The organism is Citrobacter sp. Cpo032 (assembly GCF_030332975.1).
GTDB classification, from domain to species: domain Bacteria; phylum Pseudomonadota; class Gammaproteobacteria; order Enterobacterales; family Enterobacteriaceae; genus Citrobacter; species Citrobacter portucalensis.
Map to the genome: position 1 here is coordinate 58,706 of NZ_JAOWGU010000049.1, position 25,041 is coordinate 83,746.

Here is a 25,041-nt window from a genome sequence, read left to right on the forward strand (position 1 = left end):
CCTCCTGTTGAAGATTAGCCGTTGAGTTTTACTGCCAGACCTGCGACATATTCACCCTGATAGCGGGCGATAGATAATTCTTCCTGACTTGGCTGGCGGGAGCCGTCGCCTCCGGCAATGGTGGTTGCACCGTAAGGGGTACCGCCGCGAACTTGAGAGACATCAAACAGCTCTTGCGCCGCGTAACCGATAGGTACAATCACCATCCCATGGTGGGCAAGCGTAGTCCAGGTTGATGTAATGGTTTGTTCCTGACCGCCGCCGGTTCCCGTTGAGCTGAATACGCTGGCGAGTTTGCCGTACAGGCCGCCAGAGGCCCACAACCCGCCAGTCTGGTCGAGGAAGGTACGCATCTGACCGGACATATTGCCAAAGCGCGTGGGGGTACCAAAAATGATGGCGTCGTAATCAGCCAGTTCTTGCGGGGTTGCGACTGGTGCGTTTTGTGTTTTGCCGCCAGCCTTAAGGAAAATCTCGGGCTGCATGGTCTCTGGTACACGCTTAATAATCACTTCCGCGCCATCTACCTTATTTGCGCCTTCTGCGACTGCGTGGGCCATAGTTTCAATGTGTCCGTACATGGAATAATAAAGCACCAGAACTTTTGCCATTTTACACTACTCCTCGAGTTAACCGTGTCCGTAGCGATTCGCTACCTACCTTTAAAGATATGACGTACTGTCAGGAGTGCAAATTTCACAATCACTTCTTTGATTTATAACAATTTTTATAACAATCTGCTTTGTAGCAAAATGATACATATTTAACCGGGTAGAATTTGGTAGTCATAAGAAAGACTTATTGATTTCTTATGGTGATTATTTCTTTGTCACTCCTGATCCTGTTGCAGGATATTACAGTAAGCGTCTGCCCAGGCCACACTTCACTATGCTTATTCCCACGCAGTTATTTCAGGGCCTCGCCCGTAACGCTGCGTGAGGTATCACTCCTCAGTACCTATGCAATATGATGTCTAATCAATGACGGAGGTCAGTAATGGCAAACCATCGGGGCGGTTCCGGCAACTTTGCGGAAGACCGCGAAAGAGCATCAGAAGCAGGTCGAAAAGGTGGCCAGCACAGCGGGGGCAACTTCAAGAATGACCCGCAACGCGCTTCAGAGGCAGGTAAAAAAGGGGGCAAAAATAGTCACGGCAACAACAAATCGTAATTGTCGGGCTATCTGTCAGATATGTCGTGACGGCTGAGAGTCAGAGACAGACGTTACGTAGCCACCGCCGCCGGGTCTTTCCGGCGGTTTTTTTTGTCTGCAAGGTTGAACTGTAACAAAACGCAACGCAGACTAATGACATTCAGTTAATCGGGTGTCTCATGTCATTACTTTCTCGTTATTCCTTCTCTGTTAAACCTCAGGAAGCGATCCTCATTGTGATCACCATGTTCTGGGGTGGCACGTTTTTGGCGGTGCAATATGCCGTTACCCTGAGCGGCCCTTTTTTCTTTGTCGGTGTGCGTTTTGCCACTGCCGCTCTGGCGGTCGCGCTTTTGTCGTTACACACACTGCATAAGCTGACGTGGCTGGAAGTTAAAGCAGGGGTTGCAATCGGTATCGCAATTGCACTGGGCTATAGTCTGCAAACCTGGGGGTTACAGTTTATTCCCAGCAGTAAATCGGCGTTTATTACCGCGATGTACGTACCGTTGGTGCCGCTTTTACAATGGTTGTGTCTGGGACGCATACCAGGTCTGATGCCGTGCGTCGGCATTGTGCTGGCCTTTATCGGATTGATTTTTCTTGCCGGACCGGGAGGCAATTTACTGGCTTTAGGCGAAGGAGAGTGGATCACGCTCGCCGGTGCGGTGGCGATTGCGGCAGAAATTATCCTGATTAGCGCGTGGGCGGGAAAAGTGGATGTACGTCGGGTAACGGTAGTGCAACTGGCAACCGCTTCGATAGTGGCGTTTATGGCGATGGGACCGGCCGGAGAGACCGTACCACCAATGTCTACCGGATTGCTGGTGGTGGCGCTGGGGCTGGGGATTTTTAGCGCGATTATTCAGGTCACCATGAACTGGGCGCAGCGCAGCGTTTCGCCGACGCGCGCGACGGTTATTTATACCGGTGAACCGGTGTGGGCGGGGATCTTTGGCCGTCTGGCGGGTGAACGCTTACCGCTACTTGCATTGCTTGGTGCGGCATTCATTATTGTTGGCGTACTGGTCAGCGAGCTGAAGTTCAAAAAGAAAAAATCGCTTGGACAAGAGGCGCCGCCGGAATCGCTTTAATTTAACCATTCACCGCGTGATTTGGTATGCTGACGCCCTCACAAGAAGGAGAGGGCGCATGGTCCAACGCGCAGAGAAAAAAACAGGTAAGCGCTCGCAGGCCGTCAGTGCAAAACGCCAGGCCATCTTAACCGCGGCATTAAATATCTTCTCCCAATATGGGATCCACGGCACGCGCCTGGAGCAGGTGGCAGAGCAGGCGGGCGTGTCAAAAACCAATCTACTTTATTACTACCCGTCAAAAGAGGTGCTTTATATCGCCGTTTTACGGCAGATCCTCGACATCTGGCTGGCTCCATTGAAAGCTTTTCGCGAAGACTTTGCGCCGCTGGTGGCCATTAAAGAATACATTCGCCTTAAGCTGGAAGTGTCGCGCGATTACCCTCAGGCCTCACGGCTGTTTTGTATGGAGATGCTGGCCGGAGCGCCTTTATTGATGGCAGAACTGGAGGGGGATCTCAAAACGCTAATTGATGAGAAATCCGCGCTGATTGCCGGTTGGATCAAAAGCGGAAAACTGGCTCCGGTCGATCCGCATCATCTGATTTTTATGATTTGGGCTTCAACTCAGCACTACGCCGATTTTGCCCCACAGGTAGAGGCGGTGACGGGCGCAACGCTGCGTGATGAAGCCTTTTTTAACCAAACGGTGGAGAGCGTACAGCGGATGATTATTGAAGGGATCCGCGTGCGTTAACTGGCCGGCGGTAACGGGCAGCTTAAATCGCCTTCTTCACACTGCAAGAGCGAGGCGAGAAACGCTTCGCGCTCGTTGGTCTTATCCGTCAGGCACTGGCTGGAAATCATCGCCTGAACGCTACCGCCTTCAGTGCCAGAACTGATTAACGCACAGTCCGCATCGCGCAAAGTTATCCAGGATACTTGCGCTTTTTTCAGTAAATCGCGCTGGGTTGGGGCGGCGCGCTTCAGCGCATTCTGATAAGTTTCATTAAGTTTGGCGTCGGCCGCTTTATACTGCTCTGCCGCACAGGTGTTCATCTCAATCTGCGTGTTCGCGTTGGCGCAGTCATCCGCCAGCGCCTGGCCGCTCAGCAGCAGCGCTGCACATGTCAGTACGATTCGTTTCATGCTTCCCTCTGGCTTCATAAAAAAAGGCCCCGTTACCGGAGCCTTAATTAACCACAACCTTAGCCGATTGTCATCAGGCTGGCGTTCCCCCCAGCTGCGGCGGTATTGACGCTCAGGGAGCGCTCAATATACAACCTTTCCAGCAGGATATTGCTTTCGCCGCGGGCAAAGCCCTGGACCGACACAATCGCCCCTTCGCGGGCCGCCACCGCTTCACACAGTGCGCGAAGCTGATCGGAATCACCGTGGAATATAACCGCATCAAACGGCTGTGTAGTGATGTTGTCCGCTTTGGCAAACTGGATGCGCCCGGAAACTACTGCTGGCAGGCGTTTTGCCAGGTCGCGATGGAATGTATCATCTGGCCACAGGATTAAGCTACCAACGGAAGTTACAGCGGCAACCTGTACCAGCGCATCCTGTTCATCATCGGCGATACACAGCACGCGTTCGCGCGGCAACAGCGTCCAGGTATTGCGCTCGCCGGTGGGTCCTGGCAGCAGGCGTTGCGTTCCGGCCTGCGCCAGTTCACCAAACTGCTGGCAGAGCGCACGCAGTGCTGGACGATCGGTTGCCCATTCGCTAAGCGCTTGCAGCGGCTGAACGAGCGCCGTTTTAAGCTGTGCATCGACAGGGTATTCGGCATCCTGACGGGCAAGCGTAATGCCTAACGCATTTTCCGGACGGTTTGCCAGCAGGCGGTACAGATACAGCGGTCCACCCGCTTTTGGCCCGGTTCCTGACAAGCCTTCACCACCGAATGGCTGCACTCCGACGACGGCGCCGACCATATTGCGGTTAACATACAGGTTCCCCACATGTGCCGAACCCGTGACCTGGGCGATGGTTTCATCGATACGGGTGTGCACGCCCAGCGTCAGGCCATAGCCGGAGGCATTAATTTGCTCAATCAGACTGCCCAGATTGTTGCGGGTGTAACGCACAACGTGCAGTACCGGACCGAACACCTCTTTTTGCAATTCGTCGAAGCTTTCCAGCTCGATAAGCGTCGGCGCGATAAAGGTACCGGTTTGCCATTCACGCGCATCGTCGCTGTTTTCGCGCACGGCCTGGAACACCGGACGCCCTTTGGCGCGCATGGCCTGAATATGGCGCTCAATATTGGCTTTGGCTTCTTCATCGATTACCGGTCCAATATCGGTGGTCAGGCGGCCCGGGTTACCCATGCGGCATTCCGCCATCGCGCCACGCAGCATTTTCAGCGTATGGTCGGCGACATCGTCCTGCAGACACAGGACGCGAAGCGCGGAGCAGCGCTGTCCGGCGCTGTCAAAGGCAGAAGCCAGAACATCGACCACAACCTGTTCCGTTAACGCAGAAGAGTCGACGATCATGGCGTTCATCCCGCCGGTTTCGGCGATAAGCGGGATTGGACGCCCCTGAGCATCCAGGCGGGTCGCGATATTACGTTGCAACAGCGTGGCGACTTCCGTTGAGCCAGTAAACATGACGCCGCGTACGCGCTCATCGGAAGTGAGCTGTGCCCCGACCGTTTCACCTTGACCAGGCAACAGTTGCACCACGCCTGGCGGCACACCTGCTTCGAGTAAAATGGCAATACCCTGGGCGGCAATCAGCGGAGTTTGTTCCGCGGGTTTTGCCAACACGCTGTTGCCCGCCGCCAGCGCAGCGGCAATCTGCCCGGTGAAAATGGCCAGCGGGAAGTTCCAGGGGCTGATACAGACCACCGGCCCTAACGGACGATGGGTTTCATTATCGAAGTCATCGCGGACCTGACCGGCATAATAGTGCAGGAAGTCTACCGCTTCGCGCACTTCCGCAATGGCGTTGCTGAAGGTTTTGCCCGCTTCGCGCACCAGAATGCCAATTAACTGCTGCATCTGGCCTTCCATCAGAACGGCGGCGCGATGCAAAATAGCGGCGCGCTCTTGTGGCGGTGTGGCGAACCAGATCGGCGCGTTATTTACCGCGTTCTGCAGTGCCTGTTCCACTTCGCTGTGGGTTGCTTCACGCACGTAACCGACAATGTCTTTCGGTTCGGCCGGGTTGACGACTGGGGTCATTTCACCGTCAGCAACCGGATGTTCGAGCATCGGTTTAGCGTGCCATTTTTGCAGCGCGCTGTTGAGCAGGGCGGAGGACAGTGAGGCCAGACGATGTTCGTTCGCTAAATCCAGTCCGCCTGAGTTTTCGCGGCCTTTACCGTACAGGTCACGCGGCAGGGCAATCTTCGGATGTGGCAGACCAGCCTGGCCTTCCTGCTGCGCCAGTTTTTCAACGGCTTCGACCGGATCGGCTACCAGTTCATCCAGCGGCAGGGTAGTGTCTGCAATGCGGTTGACGAACGAGGTGTTGGCACCGTTTTCCAGCAGACGACGCACCAGGTATGCCAGCAGGGTTTCGTGTGTACCTACCGGCGCATAAATACGGCATGGACGGTTCAGCTTGCCATCGGCAACTTTACCGGTGACCTGCTCATACAGCGGTTCGCCCATACCGTGCAGGCACTGGAACTCGTACTGGCCTGGATAATAGTTTTGACCGGCCAACTGATAAATCGCCGCCAGCGTATGGGCGTTGTGGGTGGCGAACTGCGGGTAGATCAGATTCGGTACCGCAAGCAGTTTTTTCGCACAGGCCAGATAGGAAACGTCGGTGTAGACCTTACGGGTATAGACCGGATAACCTTCCAGGCCATCCATCTGGGCACGTTTGATTTCGCTATCCCAGTAGGCGCCCTTAACCAGACGGATCATCAGGCGACGACGGCTGCGCGTGGCGAGATCAATCAGGTAGTCGATAACATACGGGCAGCGCTTCTGGTAGGCCTGAATAACAAAGCCGATACCGTTCCAGCCCGCCAGTTCAGGTTCAAAGCACAGTTTTTCCAGCAGATCGAGGGAGATCTCCAGTCGATCGGCCTCTTCAGCATCGATATTGATACCGATGTCGTACTGGCGGGCCAGCAGAGTAAGCGACTTCAGACGCGGATAGAGTTCATCCATCACGCGGTCATACTGCGCGCGGCTATAACGCGGATGCAGCGCCGACAGCTTGATAGAAATGCCCGGCCCTTCATAGATGCCGCGACCATTTGAGGCTTTACCAATGGCGTGGATTGCCTGTTGGTACGAAACCATATAAGCCTGGGCATCGGCGGCAGTCAGAGCTGCTTCGCCCAGCATGTCGTAAGAGTAGCGGAAACCTTTTTCTTCCAGTTTACGGGCGTTAGCCAGCGCTTCGGCGATAGTCTCTCCGGTGACGAACTGTTCGCCCATCAGGCGCATCGCCATGTCGACGCCTTTACGCACCAGTGGTTCACCGCTCTTGCCGATAATACGGTTGAGTGAGCGTGAGAGGCTGGCTTCATTATGCGTAGAAACCAGACGACCGGTAAACAACAGCCCCCAGGTCGCCGCGTTGACGAACAGGGACGGGCTGCGTCCAATGTGCGACTGCCAGTTGCCGTTGCTGATTTTGTCGCGGATCAACGCATCGCGGGTTGCCTTATCTGGAATACGCAGCAGGGCTTCGGCCAGGCACATCAGCGCGACCCCTTCCTGCGAAGAAAGTGAGAATTCCTGCAATAAACCCTGTACCATCCCGGCGCGGCCGCTGGCGGTCTTTTGGTTACGCAGTTTGTCAGCCAGATCGTACGCCAGCTTGTGCGCTTGCTCCGCGATGGGTTGCGGCAGACGAGCCTGCTCCATCAGCATCGGCACAGCATCGGTTTCGGCTCGGCGGTACGCGGCGGTGATTGCTGCGCGGGAAACTGACTGCGGCAGGATCTGTTCGGCAAATTCCAGGAAAGGCTGATGCGCTTCATTCTGCGGCGTGGTTGACTCCTCACCCTCATTCGCGGCACCCGCCAGCAGGGCCGGCAGTTCAGGAAGCGCGTCGTCATTTTCCAGTCTTTCGAGATAATTAAAGATGGCTTGCTTGATCAGCCAATGTGGCGTGCGATCGATTCGTGATGCTGCTGTTTTAATACGCTCGCGAGTGGCGTCATCCAGTTTAACCCCCATCGTGGTGGTTCCCATGCCGTTTACTCCTGTTGTACTGAAATACGGGTCTGATAGTTACCGAGAAATATCCACTATGTTGCAACTTTGTGCAACCGTGTTAAATGTGACTTGGTTTGCAAGCTTGGAAATGAATGAGATGTTAATAAATATGAGTCTTATGATGTGGGCTGTAAAAATTACAGAATCTTTTTCTCTGCGGTAGTTAACACTTTTAAAAGGTGCAACCGGAAAAAGTGTGAGAGAGTGCAACCTACAGAAAAATGCTATCTACTCTGGATCAAATTTGATGTAAATGGTGTGTTAAATCGATTGTGAATAACCATCGCTTCCGGCAGGATACGGTCGCCCTGGTCAACATAGATATCTTTGCCACGTTCCGGCAGGGTAATAAAACGGCAAGCCACGGCATTGCTGATACATAATTTTGGAGAGTTTTGATGGCTATTAGCACACCGATGTTAGTGACATTCTGTGTCTATATTTTCGGCATGATATTGATAGGGTTTATTGCATGGCGTTCAACCAAAAACTTTGACGATTACATTCTGGGTGGACGGAGTCTGGGTCCATTCGTGACCGCGTTATCCGCCGGGGCATCTGACATGAGCGGCTGGTTGCTGATGGGTCTGCCTGGCGCGATTTTCCTGTCGGGGATTTCAGAAAGCTGGATCGCCATCGGCCTTATTTTGGGCGCCTGGATCAACTGGAAACTGGTGGCCGGACGTTTACGCGTACACACTGAATACAATAACAATGCGCTGACGTTACCGGATTACTTTACCGGTCGTTTTGAAGATAAAAGCCGAATTCTGCGTATTATCTCCGCGCTGGTTATTCTGCTGTTTTTCACCATCTATTGTGCTTCCGGTATTGTGGCAGGGGCACGTCTGTTTGAAAGCACCTTTGGCATGAGCTACGAAACAGCACTGTGGGCGGGCGCGGCCGCGACGATCATTTATACCTTTATTGGTGGTTTCCTGGCGGTTAGCTGGACCGATACCGTCCAGGCCAGCCTGATGATCTTTGCTCTGATCCTGACGCCGGTGATGGTAGTCATTGGCGTGGGTGGATTCGACGATTCGCTGGAAGTGATTAAACAAAAGAGCATTGAGAACGTGGACATGTTCAAAGGGCTGAATTTTGTTGCCATTATTTCCCTGATGGGCTGGGGTCTGGGCTACTTTGGTCAGCCGCATATTCTGGCGCGCTTTATGGCTGCAGATTCCCACCATAGCATCGTTCATGCTCGCCGCATTAGCATGGCCTGGATGATTCTGTGTCTGGCAGGTGCTGTGGCCGTGGGCTTCTTTGGTATTGCTTACTTTAACAACAACCCACAGCTTGCCGGTGCCGTTAACCAGAACGCCGAGCGTGTGTTTATTGAACTGGCGCAAATCCTGTTCAACCCGTGGATTGCCGGTATCCTGCTGTCTGCGATCCTCGCTGCGGTTATGTCGACCCTGAGCTGCCAGCTGCTGGTGTGCTCCAGCGCAATCACCGAAGATTTGTACAAAGCGTTCCTGCGTAAAAATGCCAGCCAGAAAGAGTTGGTGTGGATTGGCCGCATCATGGTGTTGGTCGTGGCGCTGGTGTCTATCGCGCTGGCGGCGAACCCTGAGAACCGCGTACTTGGTCTGGTAAGCTACGCCTGGGCGGGTTTCGGCGCTGCGTTTGGTCCGGTAGTCCTGTTCTCCGTAATGTGGTCGCGTATGACCCGCAACGGTGCGCTGGCAGGGATGATCATCGGTGCGGTGACGGTAATCGTCTGGAAGCAGTTTGCCTGGTTGGGTCTGTATGAAATCATCCCGGGCTTTGTTTTCGGCAGCATCGGTATTGTGGCCTTCAGCCTGTTGGGTAAAGCGCCTTCAGCTGCTATGCAGCAACGTTTTGCCGAGGCTGATGCGCATTATCACTCAGCTCCGCCATCGCGTTTACAGGCAGAATAATCTGCCTCTGTCTTCAAGCCCGCCGCGTGCGGGCTTTTTTATTGCTTCCGTTGTAAACCTGCTATAACCATTACCCGCCTGGCTTTTTACATTCAGTCATCATTCTCAAAACATTCTGCTTGAGTTTTTCTTTGCTGTAATGATAATCACTATCACTGTAATTTACTTTTCTTTTCATCAATTGACCGAGAATAACGTTTAAGGGTTCTTCGCATGTTTGTTCCATTTCTAATTATGTTGCGCGAAGGGTTAGAGGCCGCGCTGATTGTCAGCCTGATTGCCAGCTACCTGAAACGGACTCAGCGTGGTCGATGGATTGGTGTGATGTGGATTGGTGTTCTGCTGGCGGCGGCGTTATGCCTGGCGTTAGGGATTTTCATCAACGAAACCACCGGTGAATTTCCGCAAAAAGAACAGGAGCTGTTTGAAGGCATCGTGGCGGTCATTGCCGTGGTGATCCTTACCTGGATGGTGTTCTGGATGCGTAAAGTTTCGCGCAACGTCAAAGTCCAGCTTGAACAGGCTGTCGATAACGCGTTGCAACGTGGCAACCATCACGGCTGGGCGCTGGTAATGATGGTCTTTTTTGCCGTTGCCCGAGAAGGGCTGGAGTCGGTGTTCTTCCTGCTGGCAGCATTCCAGCAGGATGTAGGTATCTGGCCGCCGTTAGGCGCGATGCTGGGACTGGCTACCGCGGTGGTACTGGGTTACCTGATTTACCTCGGCGGTATTCGCCTCAACCTCGGGGCATTCTTTAAATGGACCAGCCTGTTCATTTTGCTGGTGGCTGCCGGTCTTGCCGCTGGGGCGATCCGCGCTTTCCACGAAGCTGGGTTGTGGAATCATTTTCAGGATGTGGCGTTTGACCTGAGCAGTGTGCTGTCGACGCATTCGCTGTTTGGCACATTGATGGAAGGCATTTTCGGCTATCAGGAAGCGCCAAGCGTTAGTGAAGTCGCTGTTTGGTTTATCTACCTGATTCCGGCGTTGGTTATGTTTGCGTTACCGCCGCGTTCAGGCACTACGGCATCGCGTACCGCACCTTGATAAAAACGCGATGCAGAATACTTTTTAGTTACAACATACTTATTTATAGGGATAGGTTATGACGTTTAATTTTCGCCGTAGTGCGCTGCAGCTAGGTATCGCCGCGCTGTTTGCCTCCGCTTTTAATGCACAAGCTGCCGATATTCCGCAGGTGAAAGTCACGGTTAACGACAAACAATGTGAACCGATGACTATCACGGTTAATGCCGGGAAAACGCAGTTCATCATCCAGAACCATAGCCAGAAAGCGCTGGAGTGGGAGATCCTCAAAGGCGTTATGGTGGTTGAAGAGCGCGAAAACATTGCACCAGGCTTTAGCCAGAAAATGACCGCTAACCTCCAGCCTGGCGAATATGATATGACCTGCGGTCTGTTGACTAACCCGAAAGGCAAACTGATCGTAAAAGGTAGCGCAACGGCGGATGCCGCGCAAAGCGAGGCTCTGCTGAGTCTGAGCGGCGCGATTACCGAATACAAAGCCTATGTGACAGCCGAAACCGCGCAGTTGGTTGCGGGCACTAAAGCCTTTACCGATGCGATTAAGGCAGGCGATCTGGAAAAAGCGAAATCGCTGTATGCGCCAACCCGTCAGCATTATGAGCGTATTGAACCGATTGCTGAACTGTTCTCCGATCTCGACGGCAGCATCGATGCGCGGGAAGATGATTACGAACAAAAAGCCGCCGATCCTAAATTCACCGGCTTCCACCGCCTGGAGAAAGCGCTGTTTGGCGACAATACCACCAAAGGTATGGATAAGTACGCCGACCAATTAAACAGCGATGTTCTTGACCTGCAAACGCGTATTAGCGAGCTGGCTTTCCCACCGTCTAAAGTTGTTGGCGGGGCAGCAGGACTGATTGAAGAAGTTGCTGCCAGCAAAATCAGTGGGGAAGAAGATCGCTATAGCCATACCGATCTGTGGGATTTCCAGGCTAACGTCGATGGTGCGCAGAAAATTGTCGATCTCTTGCGTCCTCAGTTGCAAAAATCCAATGCTGAACTGCTTGCGAAGGTGGATGCGAACTTCAAAAAGGTCGATACCATTCTGAGCAAGTACCGTACCAAAGACGGCTTTGAAACCTATGACAAACTGACTGACGCCGATCGTAATGCACTGAAAGGGCCAATCACGACGCTGGCAGAAGATTTGTCGCAATTACGCGGTGTTCTGGGTCTGGATTAAGCACTATGCAGCAAGATAATGAAAACGGCGTGAGCGAACCGTCACGCCGACGTTTACTGAAAGGGATGGGCGCCCTGGGTGGGGCGCTGGCGCTGGCGGGTGGGTGTCCGGTTGCCCACGCGCAAAAACCACAAAGCGCGCCGGGCACGTTGTCTCCGGATGCACGTAGTGAAGCGCAGCCGTTTTATGGTCAGCATCAGGCGGGGATCCTGACGCCGCAGCAGGCATCAATGATGCTGGTGGCGTTCGATGTTCTCGCCAGCGATAAGGCCGATCTTGAACGTTTATTCCGGTTGCTGACCAGCCGATTTGCGTTTCTGACCACCGGTGGACCGGCGCCGGATACGCCGAATCCGCGTCTCCCCCCTATGGATTCAGGTATCCTCGGCGCATACATTGCGCCAGACAACCTGACGATGACGTTGTCAGTCGGCTCCTCGCTGTTTGATGAACGCTATGGACTGAAATCGCAGATGCCGAAAAAGCTGCAAAAAATGACCCGTTTCCCGAATGATTCGCTGGATGCGGCGCTGTGCCATGGCGATGTGCTGCTGCAGATTTGTGCCAACACCCAGGACACCGTCATCCACGCGTTGCGCGATATCATTAAACATACGCCCGATCTCCTTAGCGTGCGCTGGAAACGTGAAGGTTTTATTTCCGACCACGCCGCACGCAGTAAAGGCAAAGAGACCCCGGTCAATTTGCTTGGCTTTAAAGACGGCACCGCGAATCCGGACGCTACGGATGCGAAGTTGATGCAAGACGTGGTGTGGGTTACGGACGGGCAGGGCGAGCCTGCCTGGGCACAAGGCGGAAGCTATCAGGCCGTCAGGCTCATTCAGTTTCGCGTTGAGTTCTGGGATCGTACGCCGCTGAAAGAGCAGCAAACGATTTTTGGTCGCGATAAACACACCGGCGCACCGCTGGGTATGCAGCATGAGCATGATGTGCCTGACTATGCCAGGGATCCTGAAGGCGAGGTGATTGCGCTCGACAGCCATATCCGTCTCGCAAATCCGCGTACGAAAGAGACCGACTCCAGCCTGATGATGCGTCGTGGCTACAGTTATTCGCTCGGTGTGACTAATTCCGGTCAACTGGATATGGGGCTGTTGTTTGTCTGCTATCAACACGATCTGGAAAAAGGTTTTTTGACAGTGCAGAAACGTCTGAACGGTGAAGCGCTGGAAGAATATGTCAAACCGATTGGTGGGGGATATTTCTTTGCTTTGCCGGGTGTTAAAACTGCAGATAATTATCTGGGACAGTCTCTGCTTGAAGCCTGATGATTATGCCCCGCAGTACAGCGGGGTTTTTCCTGACATCTTGATGAAGGAACAAACTATTTTTTATGATCGGTATGCGACTGAAATAATTCTGTCATCTTTCTGCAAGAGACTGTCTCTGGTGATAAGATAGAATTTAAGTTAACAACAAGTACAAATATTGTTGCATTAGCGAAAGGTTATGATGTACTTATAAGTAATAGCGGTAGTTCCCGGCGGTGATTGTCATTCACTATGGAGATCGCGAATGGAAAAGTCCTGTATTGGACACGTTTTTCACAGTAACAGCAGTACCTTACGCGGACGTTTCTCTTCCGGTAGCCTCCTCGTCACCGCTAAATCTCTCTCTCATTCACTTCTTATCTTCGCAACTGACGCCCTGTACGGTGCGCGTAGCTGTGCGTGGCGTCTTATCCGAAAGCAAGCAATGGCTTACAAGGAAGCCAACCCTCAGATGTTCGTGCGCATAATCGTGCCGCCAACGGCGCGTGTGATGTATACCTACAACTCAAGGTGCTATCCATGGGAAGACAAAAAGCAGTGATCAAAGCTCGTCGTGAAGCAAAACGTGTGCTGAGGCGGGATTCGCGTAGCCATAAGCAACGTGAAGATGAATCGGTCACCTCGCTTGTGCAGATGGGCGGCGTAGAAACGATTGGTATGGCGCGTGACAGTCGCGACGCCTCGCCAATCACGGCGCGGAATGAAGCTCAGGCGCACTACCTGAATGCTATCGAGAGTAAACAGCTGATCTTCGCCACCGGTGAAGCCGGGTGTGGTAAAACCTGGATCAGCGCGGCAAAAGCAGCAGAGGCCCTGATCCATAAAGATGTGGACAGGATCATTGTAACCCGTCCAGTTCTGCAAGCTGATGAAGACCTCGGCTTCTTACCTGGAGATGTTTCCGAGAAGTTTGCTCCCTATTTTCGCCCCGTGTATGACGTGCTTGTCAAACGGCTGGGAGCCTCCTTCATGCAATATTGCCTGCGACCTGAGATTGGTAAGGTGGAAATCGCGCCGTTCGCCTATATGCGTGGACGTACCTTTGAAAATGCAGTGGTCATTCTTGACGAGGCTCAGAACGTCACTGCTGCGCAAATGAAGATGTTTTTGACCCGCCTCGGGGAGAATGTGACGGTGATTGTGAATGGGGATGTGACCCAGTGCGATCTACCAGCCCACGTTCGCTCAGGGCTTAGCGATGCGCTGGCCCGTTTCGAAGAAGATGAGATGGTTGGGATTGTTCGTTTCAATAAAGACGATTGCGTCCGCTCTGCGCTCTGTCAGCGGACGCTCAACGCTTACAACTGATAAGTACTCCGTCTTCAAGGCCCGGGAAACCGGGCTTTGTTGTTTGACGCCAGTACATGACCGGTCGGGGCTTCTCATCCCCCGCAGATGTGCAATATGCGAAAAAAAGCCCGTACTTGCGTACGAGCTCTTCTTAAAATATGGCGGTGAGGGGGGGATTGACTCGCTTCGCTCGCCCTTCGGGCAGCCCACTCACTCCGTTCGCGGTCTGTCCAGCTGGCTGCGCCAGCAGTCGAACCCCGGTCGGGGCTTCTCATCCCCCCGTAGATGTGCAACATGCGAAAAAAAAGCCCGTACTTTCGTACGAGCTCTTCTTAAAATATGGCGGTGAGGGGGGGATTGACTCGCTTTGCTCGCCCCTGCGGGGCAGCCCGTTCGCTGCGCTCCCGGTCTGTCCARCTGGCTGCGCCAGTAGTCGAACCCCGGTCGGGGCTTCTCATCCCCCCGTAGATGTGCAACATGCGAAAAAAAAGCCCGTACTTGCGTACGAGCTCTTCTTAAAATATGGCGGTGAGGGGGGGATTCGAACCCCCGATACGTTGCCGTATACACACTTTCCAGGCGTGCTCCTTCAGCCACTCGGACACCTCACCATATTGTTGTTCCTGTGCTACCGGAACGGGCGCTAATGTAGGGGAAACACCGCCCCGCCGTCAATCAACTTTTTGAAAAAAATGTGCATTTACACAAACTTCAAGCAACATGGAGCATAAATAAGCGGGAATTGTTTTTTTTGCCAGCATCCTAAAATTTGCTACTCTGATGTTCCCTCGAAAAATGATGATAATAAGTGCGAGAAAGTTCCGCACAACAATGTTCAGGAGACAATATGGATATAATTTTCTATCACCCAACATTCGATACGACCTGGTGGATTAATGCGTTGGCAAAGGCAATACCTGGTGCGAACGTACGTGAGTGGAAAGCGGGTGATAATGCACATGCTGACTATGCGCTGGTCTGGCATCCGCCGGTTGAAATGCTCGCAGGACGAAAATTAAAAGCCGTATTTGCGCTGGGAGCGGGTGTCGATTCTATTCTCAGTAAACTCAATGCTCATCCGGAAATGTTGGATGCGTCGATCCCGCTTTTCCGTCTGGAAGATACGGGTATGGGCCTGCAAATGCAGGAATATGCTGTCAGTCAGGTGCTGCACTGGTTTCGTCGCTTTGATGATTATCAAGCATTGAAAAATCAGGCGAAATGGCAGCCGTTGCCAGAATATACTCGCGAGGAGTTTACCGTCGGGATCATGGGGGCTGGGGTATTGGGCGCAAAAGTTGCCGAAAGCCTGCAGGCATGGGGATTCCCACTGCGCTGCTGGAGTCGTACGCGTAAATCCTGGTCTGGCGTGGAAAGCTTCGCCGGTACTGAGGAACTGGGCGCGTTTTTGAGTCAAACTCGCGTGCTGATCAACCTTCTGCCTAATACGGCAGAAACCGTAGGCATTATTAACGCTGATTTACTTAGCCAATTGCAGGATGGCGCCTACGTGCTGAACCTTGCACGCGGTGTTCATCTCAATGAAGACGATCTTCTGGCATCGCTGGAAAGCGGCAAGGTGAAGGGGGCCATGCTGGATGTTTATAGTCGTGAACCGCTGCCAGAAAACAGCCCATTATGGAAACATCCGCGTGTGGCGATGACGCCACATATTGCCGCAGTTACCCGTCCGGCAGAAGCGGTGGACTATATCTCCCGCACGATTATGAACCTGGAGAGCGGGCAAGTCGTAACAGGTCAGGTCAATCGCGTTCGGGGATATTGATGGTAACCCGGCAAGTACCGGGTTTCAGCTAAAATACCCGTCATACTTCAAGCTGCATGTGCGTTGGCTACGGTTGTTCACCTGAATCACCTACGTAAGTAAGTGATTCAGGTATCACTCCCTTGCCACCTGCCTGCGACTCGAATTTTAGGGTATTAATGGCGGCGATACCTGCTATCCTTGACGGAAAATGACTACAGGAGAGAGTTATGTATCCCGTTGACCTGCATATGCATACCGTCGCCAGCACCCACGCCTACAGCACCTTAAGTGATTACATCGCGGAAGCTCGTCGCAAAGGCATCAAGCTATTTGCCATTACCGATCATGGACCGGACATGGCGGATGCGCCTCACCACTGGCACTTTATCAATATGCGTATTTGGCCACGTGTCGTGGATGGCGTGGGGATCCTGCGCGGAATAGAAGCCAATATTAAGAATATTGAAGGTGAAATTGACTGTTCAGGTCCGATGTTTACCTCCCTGGACCTCATTATTGCGGGCTTCCATGAGCCGGTTTTTGCACCTCACGATAAAGACACCAATACCCAGGCAATGATAGCTACGATGGCCAGCGGTAATGTGCACATCATAAGTCATCCGGGAAATCCCAAATATCCTGTTGATATTAAAGCAATTGCGCAGGCGGCGGCAAAGTACCAGGTTGCACTGGAAATCAATAACTCTTCGTTTTTGCATTCGCGTAAGGGCAGTGAGGATAATTGCCGTGCGGTTGCTGCGGCTGTGCGTGATGCTGGTGGATGGGTGGCGTTAGGGTCGGATTCACATACCGCTTTCACGCTGGGAGAATTTGGCGAATGCCGTAAAATCCTGGATGATGTTAATTTCCCTGAAGACAGAATTTTAAACGTCACACCTAAACGTCTATTGGCGTTTCTGGAATCGCGAGGCATGGAGCCGATCGCGGAATTTGCTGAACTGTAATTGTTACTAACTGGAATATATCAATGAACGAGTTTTCTATCCTGTGTCGTGTACTGGGCTCGCTGTTTTACCGCCAACCGCAGGACCCTTTACTGGTTCCCCTGTTTACCCTGATTAGTGAAGGTAAACTGTCCGCCAACTGGCCGCTGGAACAGGACGAACTGCTCACCCGTTTACAGAAGAGCTGCGATATGCCCCAGTTGGCTGCAGATTACAACGCGCTGTTTGTCGGTGACGAGTGTGCAGTGCCGCCTTATCGTAGTGCCTGGGTAGAAGGGGCGAAAGAATCCGATGTTCGTGCATTTCTTTCAGCCCGGGGCATGCCGCTTGCTGATACACCGGCAGATCACATTGGTACGCTGTTGCTGGCGGCTTCATGGCTTGAGGACCAGTCTGCGGAAGATGAAAGTGAGGCGCTTGAAACCTTGTTTGTAGACTACTTGCTGCCCTGGTGCGGTACGTTCCTTGGTAAAGTTGAAGCGCACGCGAACACGCCTTTCTGGCGTACGATAGCACCGCTGACGCGTGATGCCATTGGTGCGATGTGGGACGAATTGCAGGAAGATACAGACGAATAAATGTGACCTACGTCACTTAAAAGTGCAACTCAATTTATAAGCTTGCATAAATTGTGTGCGCGATCTCATTACCATGCCGTTTTTCTGCTAAGATGCGCGGCATGAACATACTTCTCTCAATTGCAATCACAACGGGCATTCTCTCCGGGATCTGGGGATGGGTGGCCGTTTCTCTTGGTTTACTCAGTTGGGCTGGCTTTCTGGGTTGCACGGCTTATTTCGCCTGCCCGCAAGGTGGGTTAAAAGGACTGTGGATCTCGGCGTGTACGCTGCTAAGCGGTGTGGTGTGGGCGTTGGTGATTATTAACGGTAGTGCGCTTGCTCCGCATATGGACATTATTGGTTATGTCATGACAGGAATTGTCGCGTTTCTGATGTGTATCCAGGCAAAGCAATGGCTGCTTTCATTTGTACCGGGCACGTTCATTGGCGCATGTGCAACATTTGCAGGGCAGGGCGACTGGCGACTGGTTGTACCGTCACTGGCACTGGGCCTCGTATTCGGCTATGCAATGAAAAACAGTGGTCTGTGGCTGGCATCTCGCCGTGAAAATAGAATATCGTCGACGCGACCAGTAAATAAAAAAGCGTGAGGGTTTTCCTCACGCTTTTTATGCTGTATAGACCCATCAGGATTCTGGCGGTACCGACATATGACGGTATTTAACCAGGATGTCATTATCAACTTGTTTCTTATCCTGCAAATCCCACAATCCGCGATCGATGCCGTCATTAATCAGGAAGATAACGCCCGTTTCAATCGCTGACATCAGACAAAGCATAACCGGTTCGTTAGAGGTGTAGCCAATTTCACCTTCCAACAGACGCTGGTAGTCAATAAAGCGGAACACCCCAGCCTGTACTTCATAAGACAGAATGGTTTTACTGGTATTCACTGACGACAGGATCTCACCGGTGCTGACGTTAACTACGCGCAGGTTTACCGCTATCTGGTCGAGCTGGTATTGCGTATCGGCGCCAATACCAAAATAACGTGCACCGACACCACCCGATTTAACGTTGCTTTCATAACCGATAATTGATCCTTCCACCATGACGTTTGCCGCGGTCAGGGACTGTAGCGGGATCCGGTTATTAATCGCAACCGTACCGTTTTCCTGAGCTGCACGAATGATTTTGCGTTCGTTAAGCAAGTTCTGTAACCCCTGACGTTCCAGTGGGATGAACCAACGAGAATCTTTCAATGCGGTGACAAGCATAGCCGTGGCGCTTTGCGGGACGGCGGTTGAGAAGTTACTTGCCGGGTAAGGTTTAAATTGGCCAGTCTCATCCTGAATGTTGTATACCGACACAAAGATCTTACCTGTAGGCATAGGCAGATGCGTCAAGTCTTTATAGCTTTGGGCTCGGGGCATTAATGTCGGCTTAGCGGCTTCTTGAGGCGGAGCTGTTAAACATCCGCTGAGTAAAATTACTGCCACCATGATAAGTAAACGCTGCATGATTATTTCCTTTCGTGGCTATAACTTAGAAGTCGGTCGACTGTGTTTGTAAACCCGACACTTCAATTGTCGAAGTTTTCCCCGATTTCCTGTCGGTGACATTCAATTGCAGTTGTCCGTCCCGGTTGGCGATATCAATGATAAAATCATTGGTCACCATTCTTCCTGGTTTACCGGTATTAATGTTGGTGAGTAGGCCACCGAGAATTTGTGACTGAATCGCCTGAGTAAAGTTATCCAGAGCTGACGGGGTTTCAATACCGTAATCGTCATAGCTTGGATCTTTATATGAGTTCTGGGCCTGGGCGCTGTTCAACAGAAAAGCACCATTATTCGGGTTGCCACCAAAGTTTGGGTTGCGAAACTGGAACGTCATGTTTCCGGCCCAACTTAATGGTGAAATTAGCATGAGCAAAACCACTGCATGTTTAACACGCATGAAAGCCTCCGGACAAAATCATGTTTTAGAATTCATCACGCGCTAAATCGCTAGTGCTTAATAGTGTTTGATCTATTTGCCGGCGATTTAATGCTTCCTCAGTTTGTGCCAATGCGAAGACTACAATTTTGTCGAAGTCTTTTTTCGTCGGAAATAAAAAAGTCTGGAAGATAACGTCCTGATTGACCGTTATGGTGATCCAACTTCCCCAACGCGCACTGGGTCTTTCATTAATGGTTAAGTTTCCTGTGTACTCGCTTTCCCACTTATCACTAAAGGCCCGATAAAAATCATGCCCGATTGAAGAGACAGTGTGGTCAGTTAACAGCCCGGGAACCTCCACCTCTACGGTTGTCGCTGCGTGCAGACTCCCGGCAGCAAAGAATAAATTTGCTGCCACAATCCAGGTCAAATACCGTTTCATGGCTTTATCGCCTGAGGTTATCATTGGCCCATGAGACCGCCTGCGTACGGTTTTTGACAGCTATCTTTTTGAAAAGATTATAAAGATGTGTTTTTACCGTATTTTCACTGATAAACAGTGAGCGAGCGATTTCAATATTTGAGGCGCCGATACGCAATTTATTAAGGATCTCTTTTTCACGGTGCGTCAGCAGTGCCGACTCCGTGCTGTTATAACGATAATTTCCAGAGTGCGTGATCAGATAACTGGCAAGTTTTTGCGTGAAGTAACATTCACCGCGCAAGATACCCTGCAAGCCGCTTACGACACGCTGCTCGTCTTCAGTTGCGTAAAAAACACCATTGATATGCGGCCAGTTTTCGATATCCCGATAAGGGTAATCATCAGGAGTATTCAACAATAACGTCTTTATATTGTTGTTTTTTCTACTCAAATTATCTTGCCAGTAATGGATCAGTTTTTTATCTGCCTCCATCATATCCAGTAAAACAATGCAGCTGGAGGATATATCATCCAGAGAACGTTGAATATTATGTAGTTTTCCGGTGAGTGCCAGTGATTGTTTTAAATGCTGCAATAATGCAGTTGCCTGCAAAGAAGGTTTTGTGATCAACAATAATGTATGACCATGAATACTATGGACTTCATTAAACATGATGAAACTCCACTTTTTAGTCGCACACCTGACAGCTGTCTCTACTAAAATAGAGGCACCAGAAGTACTGACAGATGTTGCACTGCTGTGTAGATATAAAATATCGACCCAAAGGGGTGAAAATATTAAAACAAATGGACTTCAACTGATTTCAATCTAGCTATTACAAATCTTAAAGCAAGTGTTAAACATGTAACAACTTGTAAAATTATATATTAAAATGTGATTTTGTGGTTTTATTAGAGTTTAGATTTGATAGGAAAGTTGTACATTTTACCTTTGCTGCATAGATTTAAAAAATCATACAAATTATAGTAATTCATTGATTTTAAATTGGTTAATTAATGATTGCTAAGTTTTAGATTTCTAATGAATTCTAAAATTCTTGTCTCAATTTACGTTGGTCAATTTTAGATGGAAAAAAATGACCTTTGTCACGACTTGTACCGATGTCTATCTCGACGTTGTACTGAGAGGCCCTGATATCGTGCAAAATGCACTTTCTCAGTGACTGCATAGAAATTCATTACTGATAGCAAAATAAAAATAAAAGCCAGACCTGAAGCGGTGTTATTCACTGTTAATTAGTACTTTGGTGTGAATCCGGATATAAAAATACCACTCGCGGGTGAGTTATTTAAAATGTTTCCACGGACATACTCTTCATCGTAACGTGGCGTTAACAAATGTAAGTCATGTTAACAACAATTTGAGTGGTAATTAATTTAACTTCATGTACGACCAGGTCCAGGGTGACAACATGAAAAACAAGTTGTTATTTATGATGTTTACAATACTGGGTGTGCCTGGGATTGCATCCGCAACCAGTTATGATTTAGCTAATTCAGAATATAACTTTGCGGTAAATGAATTAAGTAAGTCTTCATTTAATCAGGCAGCCATTATTGGTCAGGTTGGTACTGCTAATAGTGCAAATACTCGCCAGGAGGGCACCAAGTTATTGTCGGTCATTTCGCAAGAAGGTTCAGGTAACCGGGCGAAAACAGATCAGACGGGATCAAATAACTTTGCATATATTGATCAAACGGGTAGCTCTAATGATGCGAGTATTAAACAAAGCTCTTACGGTAATACGGCGATGATTATCCAGAAAGGCTCTGGTAATAAAGCCAATATTACCCAGTACGGTACACAAAAAACAGCAGTTGTGGTGCAGAGACAGTCGCAAATGGCAATTCGCGTTACTCAACGCTAATCCATAAACGACGTTTAAATCAATCCGATGGGGGTTTACCATGAAACTTTTAAAAGTGGCAGCATTCGCAGCAATCGTAGTTTCTGGCAGTGCTCTGGCAGGTGTTGTTCCGCAATGGGGCGGTAATCATCATGGTGGCGGTAGCAACTATGGCCCAGACTCTTCAATGAGTATTTACCAATTTGGCTCTAGTAACGTTGCGAATGCGCTGCAAAGTGATGCACGTAAATCAGACGTGACTATCACACAACACGGACATGGTAACGGTGCGACCGTCGGCCAAGGTGCTGATGACAGTACCATTAGCCTGAAACAGACCGGCTTCCAGAACAGTGCTGATATCAATCAGTGGAATGCGAAAAATGCTGATATCAGCGTAACTCAGTTCGGTGGTCGTAACGGTGCTGTGGTTAATCAGACAGCGTCTGACTCCAATGTGCTGATTCAGCAGGTTGGTTATGGCAACAATGCTACAGCTAACCAGCACTAATTCAGTTTTCTGACTGATAATAAACAGGGCGAAAGCCCTGTTTTTTTTCGGGAGAATATTATGCACACGCTATTACTCATTGCCGCGTTGGCAAATCAAATAACATTCAATACAACTCAGCAAGGTGACATGTACACCATTATTCCTCAGGTGACATTAGCTCAACCGTGCGTATGTGAAGTGCAAGTCCTTGCCGTACGTAAAGGAAAGGGCGGACAAAGTCAGTCACAGCAGAAAACAAGCCTTTCGGTCCCTGCTAATCGGCCAATTGAATTAACAAAAATGAGCTTTAATATTTCACCGGAGGATTCGGTCAAAATTATCGTTACCGTTTCTGACGGGCAGTCTCTGCATCTGTCGCAACAATGGCCTGACTCAAACAGTCACCCATAATTTTTTGCCGGATTTGCATTAAGGGTGTGGCTGGGAGTGCAGTGCTGTTCTATGAATATAGAAACGAACAAACGTTTTATTTGATCGTAACTCGCAGCGGTGAAGGATCATTGCGATCCCTCAAGGATGATTAATCATTGAGGAACCCTTATGTGTACATTATTAAAGCGTATTTTAAATACCGGTTTGTGGGCTTTTTCTCTTTTCACCCTCCCCGCAATGGCGACGCAAATCTTACCCGGCGGGGTTATTCATTTTCGTGGTGCAATAGTTGAAGCACCTTGCGACGTTAACACTCGACAACAACAGATTGAATTGTCATGTATGCGTGATGGCACGATGAGTAATAGTCTCTACGACCTGCAACAGGTCACGACAGCGCCTCAGAGTGTGCAACAAATTGCCACGGTGAAAATGCATTACCTCAATGAACAGAAAAGCATGGCTATTCTGAATATTGAATATAAATGAATCATTCTGGCGTAGGTATGCACGCTTATGGCTAAAAAGTGAGATTTCAAGGAAAACCCTGCTGTACACTTAACGGAGAGTGTTTTGTCAGGGGGAACTTATGCAATCGCGTGTTCATGTGTTACAGGGCGACATTACGACGATCGCGGTAGATGTGATCGTCAATGCGGCCAACTCCTCGTTACTGGGAGGAGGTGGAGTCGATGGCGCGATTCATCGTGCTGCCGGGCCTGCGTTGTTGGAGGCCTGCAAACAGGTTATACAACAACAGGGAGAATGCCCGACCGGGCATGCCGTTATCACGCTGGCTGGCGCGCTTCCGGCAAAAGCAGTTATTCACACCGTAGGACCCGTCTGGCAAGGCGGTGATCACCACGAGGCTGAACGACTTGAAGAGGCCTATCTAAATACATTGCAACTGGCCTTAGCCAATGGTTATCAATCCATTGCTTTTCCTGCTATAAGCACCGGAGCTTATGGTTACCCACGTGCTGCAGCGGCAGAGATCGCGGTGAAAACGGTGTTGAAATTTATCACCCGACGTACGCTACCCGATCAAATATACTTCGTGTGCTTTGATGAAGAAAACGCTCGACTCTACAAGAGATTACTTACCCAACAAGGCGATGAACGCACGGACTGATATGACGCGACTTGAGCGTGCCATCACGCCGCTATGCGTAAACCACCCGGGAGAATGCGGCATTCTGACGTTGGATGACAGCCTGGATGCGTTTGCTGCTCGCTATCGGTTGACGGAAATGGCGGAACGTACCCTGGATGTTCAGTATTACATCTGGGAAAGCGACATGTCCGGGCTATTGTTATTTTCCGTTTTGCTGGCCGCAGCGAAGCGGGGCGTCCGGGTGCGTTTGTTGCTGGATGATAACAACACGCCAGGTCTGGATGACACGCTGCGTTTGCTGGACAATCACCCTAATATTGAAGTCCGCCTGTTTAATCCCTTTTCCTTTCGCATCCTGCGTGCCCTGGGCTATTTAACCGATTTTGCGCGGTTGAATCGACGTATGCACAACAAAAGTTATACCGCTGATGGCGTCGTAACTCTTGTGGGGGGGCGAAATATAGGCGATGCCTATTTTGGCGCAGGCGAACAACCACTGTTTTCCGATCTGGACGTTATGGCTATTGGACCGGTTGTCCAGGATGTTGCAGACGACTTTGAGCGTTACTGGCACTGCCGCTCGGTTTCAACATTGCAAAACGTACTTGAGGTGGCTGAACCAGCTTCTACGCAAAAAATCGAACTTCCTGAATCCTGGTATAACGATGACATCACGCGTCGCTATCTACATAAGCTGGAAACCAGCCAGTTTATGACCCATCTCGATCAGAGGTCGCTGCCGCTAATTTGGGCGAAAACGCGCTTGCTGAGTGATGATCCTGCAAAAGGAGAGGGGAAAGCGCCGCGCCACTCACTATTACCGCAGCGTTTGTTTGACGTGATGGGATCTCCGACCGAGCGTATTGATATTATTTCCGCCTACTTTGTACCAACTCGCGCCGGTGTGGCGCAGCTCCTGAGACTGGTGAGAAAAGGCGTTAAGATCGCAATTTTAACTAATTCTCTGGCGGCGAATGATGTCGCAGTCGTTCACGCGGGCTATGCGCGTTGGCGAAAAAAACTCCTGCGCTACGGCGTGGAGTTATACGAGCTCAAACCAACCCGCGATCGCGTTTCAGCAGTACACGACCGGGGATTAACCGGTAATTCAGGCTCCAGCCTGCATGCGAAAACCTTCAGTATTGACGGTCGTAAAGTGTTTATCGGTTCGCTTAATTTTGATCCCCGTTCAACGCTGCTCAATACGGAAATGGGGTTTGTGATTGAGAGTGACGTACTGGCTGAGTTGATTCATAAACGTTTTATGCAAAGTCAGCGTGATATGGCCTGGCAACTACGTCTTGACCGTTGGGGCAGAATCAACTGGGTTGATCGGCTTTCTGGCAGCGAACAGGTACTGAAAAAAGAACCCGCTACAGGATTCTGGAAGCGGATTCTGGTGAGGCTTGCATCTGTGCTGCCCATTGAATGGCTGCTCTGAACCATTCAAT

Annotated in this window: 26 protein-coding genes, 1 tRNA gene and 1 other RNA gene; 19 read left to right on the top strand and 9 right to left on the bottom strand. The window is 50.7% G+C overall.

The features are described from left to right. Positions 1–14 precede the first annotated feature (14 nt). Positions 15–611, bottom strand: a complete 597-nt coding sequence (gene wrbA, locus OGY33_RS18705) for an NAD(P)H:quinone oxidoreductase (RefSeq protein WP_003832057.1) — start codon at positions 609–611, stop codon at positions 15–17. Between the two features lie 385 nt (positions 612–996). Between wrbA and OGY33_RS18710 the strand changes: the two genes are divergently transcribed. From OGY33_RS18710 to rutR, 3 genes are all read left to right on the top strand, one after another. Then, the gene (locus OGY33_RS18710; protein WP_003036022.1) at positions 997–1,170 is read left to right on the top strand and encodes a con-10 family general stress protein; all 174 of its coding nucleotides are present in this window, start codon (positions 997–999) and stop codon (positions 1,168–1,170) included. Positions 1,171–1,331: 161 nt separating this feature from the next. Next, complete coding sequence (locus OGY33_RS18715; protein ID WP_008784322.1) at positions 1,332–2,246, top strand: DMT family transporter; 915 nt, start codon at positions 1,332–1,334, stop codon at positions 2,244–2,246. A gap of 58 nt (positions 2,247–2,304) precedes the next feature. Beyond that, positions 2,305–2,943 carry an HTH-type transcriptional regulator RutR gene (gene rutR / locus OGY33_RS18720; RefSeq protein ID WP_003036026.1) on the top strand — a complete coding sequence of 213 codons (639 nt, stop codon included), beginning with the start codon at positions 2,305–2,307 and terminating at the stop codon, positions 2,941–2,943. Here rutR and OGY33_RS18725 read toward each other — a convergent pair. Both OGY33_RS18725 and putA read right to left on the bottom strand, forming a co-directional pair. After that, complete coding sequence (locus OGY33_RS18725; protein WP_008784323.1) at positions 2,940–3,335, bottom strand: lysozyme inhibitor LprI family protein; 396 nt, start codon at positions 3,333–3,335, stop codon at positions 2,940–2,942. The two genes, rutR and OGY33_RS18725, sit on opposite strands and share 4 nt — an antisense overlap. A gap of 59 nt (positions 3,336–3,394) precedes the next feature. Continuing rightward, positions 3,395–7,357 (bottom strand): trifunctional transcriptional regulator/proline dehydrogenase/L-glutamate gamma-semialdehyde dehydrogenase, encoded by a 3,963-nt coding sequence (putA, locus tag OGY33_RS18730; protein WP_136391706.1) that lies wholly within the window; start codon positions 7,355–7,357, stop codon positions 3,395–3,397. A 422-nt stretch (positions 7,358–7,779) separates the two neighbouring features. Between putA and putP the strand changes: the two genes are divergently transcribed. The 6 genes from putP (at position 7,780) to phoH (ending at position 14,121) form a co-directional block, all read left to right on the top strand. Then, the gene (gene putP, locus OGY33_RS18735; protein ID WP_125363398.1) at positions 7,780–9,288 is read left to right on the top strand and encodes a sodium/proline symporter PutP; all 1,509 of its coding nucleotides are present in this window, start codon (positions 7,780–7,782) and stop codon (positions 9,286–9,288) included. Positions 9,289–9,501: 213 nt separating this feature from the next. Beyond that, positions 9,502–10,335: an iron uptake transporter permease EfeU gene (efeU, locus tag OGY33_RS18740; protein ID WP_032942940.1), complete on the top strand. Its 834-nt coding sequence runs from the start codon at positions 9,502–9,504 to the stop codon at positions 10,333–10,335. Positions 10,336–10,393: 58 nt separating this feature from the next. Further along, a complete protein-coding gene (efeO, locus tag OGY33_RS18745; protein ID WP_008784327.1) occupies positions 10,394–11,521 on the top strand; it encodes an iron uptake system protein EfeO in 1,128 nt (375 codons plus the stop codon). A gap of 5 nt (positions 11,522–11,526) precedes the next feature. Beyond that, positions 11,527–12,810 carry an iron uptake transporter deferrochelatase/peroxidase subunit gene (gene efeB / locus OGY33_RS18750; protein ID WP_032942941.1) on the top strand — a complete coding sequence of 428 codons (1,284 nt, stop codon included), beginning with the start codon at positions 11,527–11,529 and terminating at the stop codon, positions 12,808–12,810. Between the two features lie 247 nt (positions 12,811–13,057). Then, positions 13,058–13,354: a hypothetical protein gene (locus OGY33_RS18755; RefSeq protein ID WP_172111178.1), complete on the top strand. Its 297-nt coding sequence runs from the start codon at positions 13,058–13,060 to the stop codon at positions 13,352–13,354. After that, on the top strand, positions 13,333–14,121 hold the full coding sequence (phoH, locus tag OGY33_RS18760; protein WP_032942942.1) for a phosphate starvation-inducible protein PhoH: 789 nt from the start codon (positions 13,333–13,335) through the stop codon (positions 14,119–14,121). Before OGY33_RS18755 ends, phoH begins: the two co-directional genes overlap by 22 nt. A 141-nt stretch (positions 14,122–14,262) precedes the next feature. Here the strand turns inward: phoH and OGY33_RS18765 are convergent. Beyond that, positions 14,263–14,399, bottom strand: a non-coding RNA gene (locus OGY33_RS18765) — RtT sRNA. A 227-nt stretch (positions 14,400–14,626) separates the two neighbouring features. Further along, positions 14,627–14,714 (bottom strand) — tRNA-Ser (locus OGY33_RS18770). Between the two features lie 236 nt (positions 14,715–14,950). Between OGY33_RS18770 and ghrA the strand changes: the two genes are divergently transcribed. The 4 genes from ghrA (at position 14,951) to OGY33_RS18790 (ending at position 18,007) form a co-directional block, all read left to right on the top strand. Next, positions 14,951–15,889, top strand: a complete 939-nt coding sequence (ghrA, locus tag OGY33_RS18775) for a glyoxylate/hydroxypyruvate reductase GhrA (protein ID WP_057067489.1) — start codon at positions 14,951–14,953, stop codon at positions 15,887–15,889. 209 nt (positions 15,890–16,098) lie between these two features. Continuing rightward, a complete protein-coding gene (locus tag OGY33_RS18780; RefSeq protein ID WP_008784332.1) occupies positions 16,099–16,836 on the top strand; it encodes a phosphatase in 738 nt (245 codons plus the stop codon). 23 nt (positions 16,837–16,859) lie between these two features. Then, on the top strand, positions 16,860–17,414 hold the full coding sequence (locus tag OGY33_RS18785) for a TorD/DmsD family molecular chaperone (RefSeq protein ID WP_003832084.1): 555 nt from the start codon (positions 16,860–16,862) through the stop codon (positions 17,412–17,414). 101 nt (positions 17,415–17,515) lie between these two features. Beyond that, on the top strand, positions 17,516–18,007 hold the full coding sequence (locus OGY33_RS18790; RefSeq protein WP_191238639.1) for a DUF1097 domain-containing protein: 492 nt from the start codon (positions 17,516–17,518) through the stop codon (positions 18,005–18,007). Between the two features lie 36 nt (positions 18,008–18,043). Here the strand turns inward: OGY33_RS18790 and csgG are convergent, their stop codons facing one another. The 4 genes from csgG to csgD are packed head-to-tail and all read right to left on the bottom strand — an operon-like array spanning position 18,044 to position 20,395. Further along, positions 18,044–18,877: a curli production assembly/transport protein CsgG gene (gene csgG, locus OGY33_RS18795; RefSeq protein ID WP_008784335.1), complete on the bottom strand. Its 834-nt coding sequence runs from the start codon at positions 18,875–18,877 to the stop codon at positions 18,044–18,046. A 25-nt stretch (positions 18,878–18,902) separates the two neighbouring features. Continuing rightward, entirely contained in the window at positions 18,903–19,316 is a 414-nt protein-coding gene (gene csgF, locus OGY33_RS18800; RefSeq protein ID WP_003832089.1) for a curli production assembly/transport protein CsgF, read from the bottom strand. Between the two features lie 25 nt (positions 19,317–19,341). Next, entirely contained in the window at positions 19,342–19,740 is a 399-nt protein-coding gene (gene csgE / locus OGY33_RS18805) for a curli production assembly/transport protein CsgE (protein WP_008784336.1), read from the bottom strand. 4 nt (positions 19,741–19,744) lie between these two features. Next, positions 19,745–20,395 carry a biofilm master transcriptional regulator CsgD gene (csgD, locus tag OGY33_RS18810; RefSeq protein WP_003832092.1) on the bottom strand — a complete coding sequence of 217 codons (651 nt, stop codon included), beginning with the start codon at positions 20,393–20,395 and terminating at the stop codon, positions 19,745–19,747. A 760-nt stretch (positions 20,396–21,155) separates the two neighbouring features. Here csgD and csgB point away from each other — a divergent pair. The 6 genes from csgB (at position 21,156) to OGY33_RS18840 (ending at position 25,031) form a co-directional block, all read left to right on the top strand. Next, positions 21,156–21,611, top strand: a complete 456-nt coding sequence (gene csgB / locus OGY33_RS18815) for a curli minor subunit CsgB (RefSeq protein ID WP_032941802.1) — start codon at positions 21,156–21,158, stop codon at positions 21,609–21,611. A 40-nt stretch (positions 21,612–21,651) separates the two neighbouring features. Then, positions 21,652–22,101 (top strand): curli major subunit CsgA, encoded by a 450-nt coding sequence (csgA, locus tag OGY33_RS18820; RefSeq protein ID WP_008784338.1) that lies wholly within the window; start codon positions 21,652–21,654, stop codon positions 22,099–22,101. A 60-nt stretch (positions 22,102–22,161) separates the two neighbouring features. Then, positions 22,162–22,494, top strand: coding sequence for a curli assembly chaperone CsgC (csgC, locus tag OGY33_RS18825; protein ID WP_020996502.1), 333 nt, complete (start codon positions 22,162–22,164; stop codon positions 22,492–22,494). A gap of 150 nt (positions 22,495–22,644) precedes the next feature. Next, positions 22,645–22,965, top strand: a complete 321-nt coding sequence (locus tag OGY33_RS18830) for a YmdA family protein (RefSeq protein ID WP_057069114.1) — start codon at positions 22,645–22,647, stop codon at positions 22,963–22,965. A 100-nt stretch (positions 22,966–23,065) separates the two neighbouring features. Next, complete coding sequence (gene ymdB, locus OGY33_RS18835) at positions 23,066–23,608, top strand: O-acetyl-ADP-ribose deacetylase (protein WP_003832103.1); 543 nt, start codon at positions 23,066–23,068, stop codon at positions 23,606–23,608. Next, the gene (locus tag OGY33_RS18840) at positions 23,541–25,031 is read left to right on the top strand and encodes a phospholipase D family protein (protein WP_396133026.1); all 1,491 of its coding nucleotides are present in this window, start codon (positions 23,541–23,543) and stop codon (positions 25,029–25,031) included. The genes ymdB and OGY33_RS18840 overlap by 68 nt, the downstream gene beginning before the upstream one ends. Positions 25,032–25,041 lie beyond the last annotated feature (10 nt).